This is a genomic window from Paenibacillus aceti (assembly GCF_003614185.1).
Classification (GTDB): Bacteria; Bacillota; Bacilli; order Paenibacillales; family Paenibacillaceae; genus Fontibacillus; species Fontibacillus aceti.
The window spans coordinates 2,172,350-2,185,022 of record NZ_KZ987724.1 but is presented as its reverse complement, the minus strand read 5'-3'; the positions used below and the strand labels follow the sequence as shown (position 1 = coordinate 2,185,022).

The window sequence follows — 12,673 nt, the reverse complement described above, 5'->3', positions numbered from 1 at the left end:
CTATAAGGGTTAAATAGGTTTAGGGGGTCGAAACATGATACAAGGTATTGGTGCAGCGACGGGTGTAGCTATCGGCAAGGCATTTGTGCTGCCCACCTGGGAATGGGATGTTCCAGATCGGCGAATGGAAAGTGTGGATTTGGCCAAGGAGTTCGAACGGCTCTATGAGGGGATTAAAACCTCCAAGACGGAGATCGAGTTCATGAAGAACGAGATTAAAGAGACGGTTGGGGTTGCGGAATCCAACATTTTTGACGCACATATCGCCATCCTGGAAGATCCTGTTTTTATGAGCGAAATCCAGGGGATTATAGAGCGTCAATACAAGGCGGCCGAGGTCGCTGTCAAAGAAGCGATCGATCATTTTGTGACGATGTTTGATCTGTTGGATGATGAGTACATGAAGGAACGGGCTCTAGATATTAAGGATGTCGGTAACCGGCTGCTCAAGCATTTGCTCGGCACTCCTGATATCACGCTGCCTTCCGATACACAACCTTATATTCTGGTAGCGCGGGAGTTGTCTCCTTCACAGCTTGTCCACCTGAATCCGAAGCATGTGCTCGGCATGGTAACGATAGCCGGGGGCAAAACATCACATTCAGCGATAATGGCCCGGGCGCTCGGAATTCCGCTCGTCTCAGGCCTTGAGGATTCCTTGACAGAGATGTTCAAGACCGGCGATCTGTTAATTATCGACGGGGATGAAGGAGCGATCTTCCTGAATCCGGATCATGTTATTATCGATCAATATACAGCGATAGCTGAGCGGCAGCGGCAGAGAAAGGAACAGCTTCAGCTGCTGGCTTCTGTAGATGCGGTGACGAAGGATAATGTGCGGATGCGTCTGGCCGGGAATATCAGCTCGATTAAGGATCTGGAGATAGCACTTAAGTATGGAGCTGAAGGGGTCGGGCTATTTCGTACGGAATTTCTGTATATGGACCGTTTAAGCTTCCCGAGCGAGGAGGAGCAGTTCGAGATCTATCGCCAAATCGTCGAGAAGACCGGGGAGCAATCGGTGGTGATCCGCACGCTGGATATCGGCGGTGATAAGCAGCTTGAATATTTCTCTATGCAGGATGAGGATAACCCGGTACTCGGTTTCCGGGCTATTCGGATCAGTCTTGATAATCAAGAAATCTTCAAGACCCAATTGATGGCCATTCTACGTGCCAGTGCTTATGGTAATGTAAAAATTCTCTATCCGATGATTTCCTCACTGGAGGAAGTACGTAAAGCGAATGAGGTTCTGCAGGAAGCGAAGCAGGAGCTTACAGCCAAAGGGATCCCTTATAGTGATAATATACCCGTCGGGGCCATGATCGAGGTGCCAGCAGCAGTTGCCATCGCCGATCTTCTAGCACAGGAAGTAGACTTCTTCAGTATCGGCACCAATGACCTTGTGCAATACGTGCTGGCTGTCGATCGGATGAATGAGAAGATCGCTCATATGTATCATCCTTATCATCCAGCGGTTCTCCGTATGCTTCGGCAGACTGTGATGGCAGCGAAGGAAGCGGGAATACCGATCAGTGTCTGCGGGGAATTGGCCAGTGATGAGAAGGCCCTGCCTATATGGATCTATTTGGGTGTAAGCGATCTGAGCATGTCATCGCAATCCCTTCTCCGTGTCAAGCACCGGATATTGAATATCTACGCCAGTGAGAGTCGGGAGCTAGCCGCCCATTGTTATCGTCTATCGACAAGCAGTGAAGTCGAAGCGGAACTGGTTCGCTACTTGGGAACCGAGACCCGCTGATTGCTATCTTAATATATAAACTAATAGCGCCAGAGGAACCCCTCTGGCGCTATTAGTTTATTGAGATGCGAGCGCATCGACGAATGCTTTGCCGTAAGGCGGCAAGTCCGGTGGTCTGCGGGCGGAGATGATATGTCCGTCCACGACAACAGCCTCGTCCTTCCAGATCGCACCGGCATTCTCCATATCATCACGAATGCCCGGGGTGGAAGTTACCGTGATGCCGCGCAGAATTCCTGCCGAGATCAGCACCCAGCCGGCATGGCAGATCTGCCCGATCGGCTTCCTGGCGGCATGGAGCTCACGGATCAGCTCAAGTACCTTCGGATATCGGCGCAGCTTGTCCGGCGCCCAGCCTCCGGGAACGAGGATACCATCATATTCGCTTGCAGAGATTTCCTCGAAGGAGAACTCCGTTTCTGCAGGAACTCCATATTTTCCGATGTATTTTTTGCCTTTCTCCGGGCCGACCAGATGCACCTCGGCTCCTTCTTCACGGACGCGGTAAATCGGATACCATAGCTCTAAATCCTCAAATTGATCATCAACCAATGCGATAACTTTTTTTCCAGTTAGTCTCAATACAGTCTCCTCCTGTCTCAAATGAACCTTGACGAAAATCGATTTCAATATTTTAATTGTATCAAATATAGAATCAACATTACATACAGCACAGATAGGATTATGAGGTGATACCGTGCGTTTACTCTGCAGTTGCGGTCAAACAATGATACTTAGCTTTCGAATGGTTATTTTTGAGGATGTCTATCAAATCGATTTAGTTCCTATACTGGAATGTGAGAACTGTGCTTCTTTTGAACTGGTGCCATCCATTAAGCAGGATGTGACTAAGTTGCTGGCTGAGCTGAAGCAGGAGCATCGGGAGGGCAGGGTAGTTTTTACGCATGTGAATGAGCTTGCGGCGGTTTTATATGATATTTATGAATCCGGGCAGGGTGAAGTGGAGCTGTCGTCCTTTGAAGCCGTGGTGATCGAGAAATGCGAAGAGCGGATTAATCTGCTGCTGGATCTCTACGGATATGCGAAGAAGACAGGAGATTGTGACTGGATGGAGGAAATATCATTTCGCCTGTCTGGTTTATCCTCCTTTGTGAAGACACGCCAATTTTTAGAAACCTAGTAAAAGAATTTAAAGATAATGACGAATAAAGTTGTTTTTTTGGGGCGCATTTTGTTAATATAACATATGGCAAGGTACAACAGGTACAGATACTTAAAGTGCGTGTTCGAATTACCTCTAAATGAAGAAGGGATGGATATGTCATGTATAATTTGCTAAGAATAACATCCATAGAAGACCTTCATAGCGCTTTGCAGCAATCCACTAGTCAGCCGCTTTTGTTATTCAAACACAGCACTCGTTGCCCGATCAGCGCCGGGGCGCATCGAGAGCTTACAGCATATTTGAATGGGGCTCCCAATCCGGGAGTGATATATGGTTTGATTTATGTGATTGAAGATCGGGAGGTATCTAATGCTGCTGCCGATTCGCTTGGCGTGAAGCATGCATCCCCACAGGCAATACTCGTCAAGAATGGGCAAGCCGTATGGAACACCTCCCATTCACAGATTACTTCAGAAGCTCTACAAGGAATTCTGGGGTAAGTGAAGCGTTGTCATTGCACAAAGTAATATTTTGTCGTATCATTAAACTAATTGGGGTACTGGACCTTACCGGATGAACGAGTGAAAATCTATTGGCAATGGAGAGAAGAATGTGACGGTTACCATTTACGATGTGGCACGTGAAGCGGGCGTTTCGATGGCGACGGTTTCTCGGGTTGTTAACAATAATCCGAATGTCAAGCCGCAGACCAGGAAGAAAGTATACGAAGCGATTGAACGTTTGGGATATCGTCCAAATGCGGTGGCAAGAGGTCTTGCCAGCAAGAAGACGACCACGGTCGGAGTGGTCATCCCAGACATCTCGAATTCAATCTTTGCGGAGATTGCGCGGGGTATAGAAGACATCGCCAACATGTACCACTATAACATTATCTTATGTAATGCGGACAAGAAGAAGGAGAAGGAGATTCGCGTTGTGAACACCTTGCTTGAGAAGCAGGTGGACGGGCTCCTTTTCATGGGCGGAGTAGTAACAGATGAGCATGTGCAGGCATTCCAGAGTTCATCGGTGCCGATCGTACTTTGTGCGACCAGCGATGAGAAGGGGATGTTCCCTTCCGTGGATATCGACCACGAAGCGGCTGCCTTTGATGCGGTAAGTACGCTGATTCGTCATGGACATCGCAATATCGCTATGATCAGCGGTACTTTGCAGGATCCGGCGAATGGATATGCACGTTTCCAAGGCTATAAGCGTGCTCTTGAGACGGCTGGAATCGAATATCAAGAGGATCTGGTGCGGATTGGCAACTACCGCTATGAATCCGGTGTTGAAGCTATGAAATATTTCCTCGGTCTTAAGAAGCGGCCGACGGCGATCTTCTCAGCTACGGATGAAATGGCGATTGGCGCAATCCATAGCATTCAGGACGAAGGACTTAAGGTTCCTGACGACTTCTCAATTATTAGTGTAGATAATATTCGTATGGCTTCGATGGTACGTCCGCAATTGACGACTGTCGCTCAACCGATGTACGACCTTGGTGCGGTAGCTATGCGTCTGTTGACGAAGCTGATGAAGAAGGAAGCCGTTGAGAATCCTCATGTGATTTTGCCGCATGAGACGATTCTGCGTCTCTCAGTCAGTCATGTTTAGAGCATGATCATTTAGACCTGCTGACAATCAGATAAAAAATAATACACAAATATATGAAAAAGGTTAAACGGGAAAAAGCTCCTTCTCTGGAAGGGGCTTTTTTAGGGTTATTAAGGGGTGCTAGGTAGAATACTGCACCGCAATAAGTGGATCGGAGGGGCTGGATTGTATGGGCAAAATTGGACTGATCGGGGCGATGGATGAAGAGATCGCTCTGCTGCTGCAAGGAATGGATAGCAAAGAGGAATTGAAGCGGGCAGGCATCTCATTCGTACAAGGCCAGATTCATGGCAGAGATGTCGTTGTATGCAAATCGGGAGTCGGCAAAGTGAACGCGGCAATGACAACCCAGGTGCTGATCGACTCTTTTCAGGTAGATATGATCTGGTTCACCGGCGTAGCCGGGGCGGTCAATCCCACGCTTGATATCGGGGATATCGTCATTTCATCATCCTGCCAGCAGCATGATATGGATGCATCGCCGCTCGGGTTCGAGCGTGGGGTCATTCCTTATCAGGAGGTGTCTGATTTCCCCGCGGCCAAGGAGTTGATTCAACTGGCTCAAGAGGCTTGTGACAAGCTATGTACAGACAATCGCTATATCGTCGGCAGAGTGCTGTCCGGAGATCAGTTTATCGCAGATTATAAGCTTGTCAGCCAGCTGTATAGGAAGATGGAAGGGGCCTGCGTTGAAATGGAAGGTTCGGCTGTCGCCCAAGTCTGCTATATGAACCAAATTCCTTATGTCGTGCTGCGCTCGATGTCGGATAAAGCGGACGGTACAGCCGATGTGAATTTTGCTGAATTTACGGTAAAGGCGGCCAGACGTTCCTTCGAGATCATCGATGATATGCTGCAAAGACTCGTCTGACCGATCCTAGACCACACCCTATACCAATATTCAATATCAGATTTCAGGGTAATCCTGCATGGCAACCGCGAGGCTATCGCGGTTTTTTGCTGTAATCTCAGGCCGCCTCGGGATTCCCTCCCAATGGGACAGATCATCGAGCCAGGTTACAGGCAGCTTCACTTCCGCCTGGTCCTGCCAGCGTTCACGCCACGCTTCTGGCAGACGTAGGCCCGGATCAGCATGTAGCTGCTGCTTCAGCGGATGTTCGCTCATTTCAAGCCAGAGCAGACTCCAGGCCCGCGGAACGACCCGCCATAGGTCATAGCCTCCGCCTCCTACAGCGACCCATCTCCCCTCGCAATACATATGTGCTAGCTGATGCAGCAGCGCAGGCATTTCATTATAGATTCTCATACTGCACTGCATATGGGATAGCGGATCAAGCGCATGCGCATCACAGCCGTGCAGGCTGAAGATCATATCCGGCTTATAGTAAGCGATGAGCCTGCGGACCGACGCTTCGAAGCATTCCATCCAGGAATCATCCTCTGTATAGGGCTGCAGCGGGATATTCAAGCAGGCCCCATAGCCGTGATGTTCTCCGCGTTCATGGATAAATCCGGTTCCGGGAAATAAGTATTTGCCAGTTTCATGGATGGAATAAGTGCAAACCTCAGGCTCTGAGTAGAAGCTCCATTGTACTCCATCTCCGTGATGGACATCTGTATCAATATAGAGCACTCGTGCGCCGTATTGTCGTCTGGCGTATTCTATGGCTACTGCGGCATCATTATATACGCAGAATCCGGCAGCTTTGCCGGACAGGGCATGATGCAGCCCTCCGCCCAGATGCAAGGCATGCATTGTCCGTCCGGACAGGACGGCTTCAACGGCGGTGATCGAGCCGCCTACAACATAGCTAGCCGCTTCATGCATACCGCTGAAGAATGGCGTGTCTTCACCAACAAGCCCGTACTGCTCTGCGCGCTCAATCCAGCTGGAGGCCGGGGGATTCTTGCTTAATTGCTGAACAGCCTCTACATAGCCCGGCTGGTGAATCCATTCCAGCTCGCCCAACACTGCCGCTCGCGATGACTGTATTTGTTCAGGCGCAAGTGCCTGAATCTCTTTCAGAAGATCCAAGGTAAGTTGCAGACGGATCGGATGAAAGGGATGATTGTTATGAAAACAATAATTGAGCAGCTCATCATGATGCACGAATAAAGCGTCCCCAGACATAGCCTCACTTTCCTTCCTTTTAGTTCGAAAAGTAACCGAACTCGAAAACTGCAATTCTAATACATAAAGCGCTGCTGGAAACGGATACGATCAAATTGCTCCTCCGATTCGATTGGAACCTCTTTGCCGATCCGTACCATCAAGCAATTGGCCGGGTGCGAGCAAATTTCCGGGTCATCGGTTGCATACCAGACCATATCTACGGTTTTCATTAATTTCTCCATCATCTTACGATAATCCCAGACACTGAGGCCGCTGCTCTTCAGATCCCAGTGCCAATAATATTCAGTAGTGAATACGATATATTTCTCCATCTGACTGTCTTCAAAAGCGGTGCTGATCATCCGGGAGCCCAGTTTCATCGAACGATAGGCATTGGCAACTTCGACTGCACCGAGCTCGATCAAGTCCGGCATATGCCCCTGTGACCAACGTTCCAACTCATCGGGATAATGGAAGGTGACGTAGCCGATAATCACATCATTCTCTCTGGCCAGAATAATTCGCCCTTCCGGAAGTCCGGCGATTTCGATCAGGGCCTCATGCTGATCCTTCGGCCTGCGGAAGGCGTCCAGCTCGGGATGCATCTGCAGGGTCTGCAGATGAGAAGGGGAGACCGGACCTTCAATGACGATCTCATACTTCTGGTAGGGTATAGTATGGCGGATATAAGTTTTACGGTGTTCCATGAAACCGCCTCCTTAGCTCTTTCCTCTCACTTATAACAGAAAAATGAAAATTTGAAAAGTATAGCCGTTCTATAATAACGTGTGCTATAATGATATCCGACACAAAAAGATCACAATTATACATTGACAATGTGATATTAATTACAACTTCTCTCCCCAAATCAATTTCTTCATAGGACGGATACTAGCCTATCTAATTGACGAACCACAATAACTTCTCTATTCACTTTTTTTGTATCCGTTTTCATATCTTCATCTTTTATTTTCATTTATTTCAATCTTACTGATTCAAGGAGGATGGAACAATGAGTCAACTGCAAGGGGAAATTATTTGGGTGGAAGCCGCCACATCCCATCTAGGCAACTATGAAGAAGCGTATGCGAATTTTAATTGGGAAGAGGTAGAGAAGCAATTTTCATGGTATGAGACAGGCAAGGTGAATATGGCTTATGAGGCGATAGACCGCCATGTCGACGCGGGGAAAGGGGATCGGGCCGCTCTGCTGTTCAGCGATGCAAACCGCAATGAATCCTATACCTTTAAAGACCTGAAGGAAATGACCAATCGGTTCGCTAATGTGCTGCGTAGTCGTGGAATTTCCAAGGGAGACCGCGTATTCGTCTTCATGCCGCGCAGTCCAGAGCTGTATATCACTCTGCTTGGGATATTGAAGGTCGGTGCGGTGGTAGGCCCGCTGTTTGAGGCCTTCATGGAGACGGCGGTTAAAGATCGGCTGGAGGATAGCGGGGCAACCGCGATCGTCACTACTCCGGCTCTGCTGCCGCGGGTGAAGCGGGATGAACTCCCTCTGCTTAAGACGGTATTCGTCGTCGGCGAGAATGTCGAGACAGATGAGAACACGCTGGACTATCACGCGGAAATGAAGCAGGCATCGTCGCAGGCGGAGATCGAATGGCTGAATCGTGAAGATGGAATGATCCTGCATTATACCTCGGGCTCCACAGGCAGACCGAAGGGCGTATACCATGTTCATAATGCGATGATCCAGCATTATCATACGGGCAGAGTCGTCCTCGATCTTCATGAGGAAGATGTGTACTGGTGCACGGCCGATCCAGGCTGGGTAACGGGGACCTCCTACGGCATCTTTGCTCCATGGCTGCATGGAGTGACCAATGTAGTGCGCGGGGGCAGATTCGGTCCTGGTGACTGGTATGAGACGATCGCCCGCAATCAGGTAACGGTATGGTATAGCGCTCCGACCGCTTTCCGCATGCTGATGGGTGCCGGAGAGGATATCGTCAAGCAGTATGATCTCTCTTCGCTAAGGCATGTACTCTCCGTAGGAGAGCCGCTTAACCCGGAGGTCGTCCGCTGGGGACACCGAGTATACGGTCATCGAATCCATGATACATGGTGGATGACGGAGACAGGCGGGCAATTGATCTGCAATTATCCGTCGATGCCGATCAAGCCGGGATCTATGGGTAAGCCAGTGCCCGGGATCGAAGCGGCGATTATCGATGATAATGGGAAGGAGTTGCCACCTAACCGCATGGGCAATCTGGCCATCCGTACGCCGTGGCCGTCGATGATGAGGCTGATCTGGAATAATGCACCGAAATATGAAGAATACTTCCGTATTCCAGGCTGGTATATCTCTGGAGATACGGCCTATATGGATGAGGACGGTTATTTCTGGTTCCAGGGAAGGATCGATGATGTCATTAACTCTTCGGGCGAGCGTATCGGACCGTTTGAGGTGGAGAGCAAGCTTGTAGAGCATCCTGCGGTTGCTGAAGCAGGGGTTATCGGGAAGCCAGATCCAATCCGTGGTGAGATCATCAAGGCGTTCATCTCTTTGCGCGAGGGCTATGTGGCTACCGATGAGCTCAAGGCTGAAATTTCCCGCTTCGTGAAGGAAGGCTTATCGGCTCATGCCGCTCCACGTGAGATTGAATTCAAGGATAAACTGCCTAAGACCCGCTCTGGTAAGATAATGCGCCGTGTACTGAAGGCGTGGGAGCTCAACCTCCCGACGGGAGATCTGTCTACAATCGAAGATTAATCATTGCTAAATAAAGAGGGTTCCAGGAAGACATGAGACATGTCCTCCTGGAACCCTCTGTTGATATCGACTTTAGCTGCCGAATTTCGCTGGTGACGATGGGATGGATTCCCCTGCACTATTATAGGCGATAATCTTGATCCAGCCGCTGTTCGCTTCGCTCTGGAAGCTGAACTGGGTTCCCGGCGTGGAGCCTATATTCGAGTAGCTTCCGTCCGCAGCATCGGAATAGAAGATTCCATAGCTTGTTACATGATCAACAGCTGCATTGGCTGCCCAACTCACGGTATACTGTCCCTTTTCCCCCTGGATATTAACCTGAACGGGGGCGGTTGGCAGGGCTTGCTCACCGGATGCATCCTCCGAATCTCCTGGCTGCTCCTCTCCCGGAAGGGTCTGATCGGGGATCCAGGCGCTGCTCACGATAGCGCTCGGCTCGGATTCCTTACCGGCCACATCGACTGCCGTTACATAATAAGCGAGTGCCGATCCGCCAGGATCGGAGATCTGGGTAGCTTCGCCAGCCAGCGCAGCCTTACCGGTGTATTGGTAAGTAATGGCGTCTGTGGAACGGTATAAGCGATACCCTACGACATCCTGCTCGCTATTCTTGCTGAAGCTAATCATGGATACGCCATTCTCAACGGCCAGCTTGACGTTCGCAGGGGCTGCTGGCGCAGCACCGTCATCGACTCGCGGATCGATCTTGCTCGGTGCGTCTTCTCCAGCATCTCTAGGGATATAGTAGTCTAAGGATCTACGTTTGCCCTTCATAACAGAGAAAGCATGCTGCAGCTCTTCGATCAATTCCTTGATCGGTTTGGCTCGCTTTACCACAACCTTCTCCCGAACCATATCGGAAGGGGTGGCCTCCTGTGGTATATAATTGATGCCTTCATAGGTGATATATTTCATCCGTACTAATACATCATCGGGCTCGGTCGGCACATACTTCGCATTGAAGATGTCGGTGACCAGCTTGCCTGCAGCCCTGGTTAACTCCGTCGGTAGCTTGCCGCTATAGCCGGAGACCGTCTTGGATACGATACCCTCGGGTTTGGTGAATTTAGGCGTAACGAACAGTTCCTTCTCGTTCTCTGTCACCTCATTCATGACCTGCGCCCAAATCGAACGTGCCCGGGATTTGCCGGCTGTAGACAGAGTATTCGCCGGCTCTTTGTAGCCGATCCATATTCCGAGCGTAACGTCCGGAGTGTATCCCATGAACCAGACATCGGCATAATTTTGCGTAGACCCGGTTTTGCCGACAACTGGAATTTTGCCATAATTCTTGAACGAGGATCTGATCGATTTACCTGTACCATCGGTAATAACGGTACGCAGCATATCCGTCATCAGATAGGCGGTCTGCTCGGAGAAGACGCGCTGCGGCTCTACTTTATGCTTGTATACGATCTTCCCTTTGGAGTCGGCGATCTTCTCGATCATATAGGAGTCGGTGAACTCGCCACCGTTGGCGATCGCCGCATAAGCGTTGGATAGCTCCTCGACGGTAACCCCTCTTGTAAGCCCGCCAAGCACGCCTGTCGTCGCTCCGTTGTCTTTTTCATCTAAAGTGGTGATCCCGAGCTTTCTTGAGAACTCCCAAGCCTTCTCGATCCCTACAACCTCGTTAAACACCCTTAATGCAGGGATATTGCGTGATTCATTCAGAGCTGTGCGGGCTGTTACCAGACCTTTATAGCCTCCGCTAGCATTCACTGGAATATGATATCCCTTCTGATAGTCGCGCAGTATCATCGGCGAATCATCGATAATGCTGGCCGGCTGGATTAGTCCGGCTTCCATCGCTGGCAGATAGGCGGCGATCGGTTTCATGGTTGAACCCGGCTGACGGACCATCTGCGTCGCATAGTTCATCTGTTCGGTGTAGAAATCCCGGCCTTCAATCATGCCGAGAATCGCACCGCTGCGATTGTCGAGCATAATTCCGGCAACCTGCTCAAGCCCTTTGGTCTTGCTGAAAGGGGAGAAGTTATCGGCATTATCCGACACCTTATGCATGGAGTTATATACTTTCTTATCAATCGTGGTGTATACCCGGTAGCCTCCGGTTAATAACTCCTGACGTGCTTCCTCGATCATCTGTGTGTTTTTGGAAACTTCCTCTTTGCTCATCTCCGGATTGTTCATCATCGCGATGACGATGGCCGCTTGGCGCTCCGTTTCCAGCATGAGGTATGGGAAGGTCTCGTACGCTTTTTTGGTCTGCGGAGCGAGTGTCCCTTTGATGTCGAAGTCGAGCGCTTCTTGATATTGCTCATTAGATATTTTGTTCTCTTCCAGCATCCGCTGCAGAACAAGGCGCTGTCTCTTCATCGCCCGTTCGAAGGCATCCGGATTAAATTCGCCTTTGCCGTTATACGCAGAATAGCTGGATGGCAGCTGTGGCAAACCGACCAAGTATGCGGCTTGGGCGATATTCAGATCATTCAGATTAGAAATATTGAAGATACCTTTGGCTGCCGCCTTAATACCGTACACTTGATAGCCGTTAGAACCGTTGCCGAACGGCACCTTGTTCAAATACGCGGTCAGGATTTCCGATTTGGACAGGAAGCGCTCCAGGCGGAGTGCGAGCAGCATCTCCTTGATTTTACGGTCGCTGGTACGATCGAGATTCAGAAAGACGCGGCGTGCCAACTGCTGTGTCAGTGTACTGCCACCGGTCTGCACGTCCTCATTCAGCAATTTCTCTTTGACGGCGCGCATCGTGCCTTTGTAGTCAACTCCCTTATGGGTATAGAAATGGTTATCCTCGATAGCCAGCAGGGCATCGATAACGGTAGCGGGAATTTCCTCGGTGCTGATCGGCCGTCGATCCTCTTCCGTACGAAGCTGACCGATCGGTTCGCCATTGCGGAAATAGGCGAATCCGGTAATTTCGTTATATGCGATTTTCTGCTCAATGTCTTCCCGTGATCGTACAGGGTCATCTTTAACGATAGAGGTTACATAGCCGAATACGGCCCCCCCTGCAAAGAGAACTCCAGCAATAATAAGCAGTATTAGAACGCTGAACGCTGTCCAGACCCAACGCCACTTACTGCGCTTACGGGAAGGCTTCTTGCTCTTCTCGCTCTTGTTACTCCGTGAGATTCCTTTTCTTTGGTCTCGTCCGGAGCTTTTATCGTTCTCATGAACCATGCAGTATCCTCCTTTATAACAGCAACATTATAGCATAAAAATAAGGAAATGACTGTTTTTTCACCTTTATTGTCGGCTCCAGATCATGGGTTATGACAAATTAATAACTATGCAAAACTAAAGGGAGAATGAGTTAATCGGGAGGGGAGCAAGGCGGGGTTAACAGTGGACGCCATCATAAAAAACTGC

General features: G+C 49.8%; 10 protein-coding genes. 6 read left to right on the top strand and 4 right to left on the bottom strand.

Features of this window, described 5'->3' with window-relative positions:
* Nucleotides 1-34 precede the first annotated feature (34 nt).
* Complete coding sequence (gene ptsP, locus BFJ94_RS09725) at nt 35-1,762, top strand: phosphoenolpyruvate--protein phosphotransferase (protein WP_120462491.1); 1,728 nt, start codon at nt 35-37, stop codon at nt 1,760-1,762.
* Nucleotides 1,763-1,819: 57 nt separating this feature from the next.
* Here ptsP and BFJ94_RS09720 read toward each other — a convergent pair whose 3' ends face one another.
* Nucleotides 1,820-2,344: a type 1 glutamine amidotransferase domain-containing protein gene (locus tag BFJ94_RS09720; protein WP_188831368.1), complete on the bottom strand. Its 525-nt coding sequence runs from the start codon at nt 2,342-2,344 to the stop codon at nt 1,820-1,822.
* A 145-nt stretch (nt 2,345-2,489) separates the two neighbouring features.
* On the opposite strand from BFJ94_RS09720, the gene BFJ94_RS09715 reads away from it, so the two are divergent.
* The 4 genes from BFJ94_RS09715 to BFJ94_RS09700 all read left to right on the top strand — a co-directional run bounded on the left by BFJ94_RS09715 (nt 2,490) and on the right by BFJ94_RS09700 (nt 5,376).
* Entirely contained in the window at nt 2,490-2,903 is a 414-nt protein-coding gene (locus tag BFJ94_RS09715; protein WP_240431902.1) for a hypothetical protein, read from the top strand.
* A 143-nt stretch (nt 2,904-3,046) separates the two neighbouring features.
* The gene (gene ytxJ / locus BFJ94_RS09710; protein WP_120462489.1) at nt 3,047-3,388 is read left to right on the top strand and encodes a bacillithiol system redox-active protein YtxJ; all 342 of its coding nucleotides are present in this window, start codon (nt 3,047-3,049) and stop codon (nt 3,386-3,388) included.
* A 112-nt stretch (nt 3,389-3,500) separates the two neighbouring features.
* The gene (gene ccpA, locus BFJ94_RS09705; RefSeq protein WP_120462488.1) at nt 3,501-4,505 is read left to right on the top strand and encodes a catabolite control protein A; all 1,005 of its coding nucleotides are present in this window, start codon (nt 3,501-3,503) and stop codon (nt 4,503-4,505) included.
* Between the two features lie 169 nt (nt 4,506-4,674).
* Complete coding sequence (locus BFJ94_RS09700; protein WP_120462487.1) at nt 4,675-5,376, top strand: 5'-methylthioadenosine/adenosylhomocysteine nucleosidase; 702 nt, start codon at nt 4,675-4,677, stop codon at nt 5,374-5,376.
* Between the two features lie 36 nt (nt 5,377-5,412).
* Here the strand turns inward: BFJ94_RS09700 and BFJ94_RS09695 are convergent, their stop codons facing one another.
* On the bottom strand, nt 5,413-6,597 hold the full coding sequence (locus tag BFJ94_RS09695; RefSeq protein ID WP_120462486.1) for an acetoin utilization protein AcuC: 1,185 nt from the start codon (nt 6,595-6,597) through the stop codon (nt 5,413-5,415).
* A gap of 56 nt (nt 6,598-6,653) precedes the next feature.
* Entirely contained in the window at nt 6,654-7,286 is a 633-nt protein-coding gene (locus BFJ94_RS09690) for a GNAT family N-acetyltransferase (protein WP_120462485.1), read from the bottom strand.
* Between the two features lie 305 nt (nt 7,287-7,591).
* Here BFJ94_RS09690 and acsA point away from each other — a divergent pair, with 305 nt between their 5' ends.
* Nucleotides 7,592-9,316 carry an acetate--CoA ligase gene (acsA, locus tag BFJ94_RS09685; protein WP_120462484.1) on the top strand — a complete coding sequence of 575 codons (1,725 nt, stop codon included), beginning with the start codon at nt 7,592-7,594 and terminating at the stop codon, nt 9,314-9,316.
* Nucleotides 9,317-9,388: 72 nt separating this feature from the next.
* Here the strand turns inward: acsA and BFJ94_RS09680 are convergent, their stop codons facing one another.
* A complete protein-coding gene (locus tag BFJ94_RS09680) occupies nt 9,389-12,484 on the bottom strand; it encodes a transglycosylase domain-containing protein (protein ID WP_120462483.1) in 3,096 nt (1,031 codons plus the stop codon).
* Nucleotides 12,485-12,673: the final 189 nt, after the last annotated feature.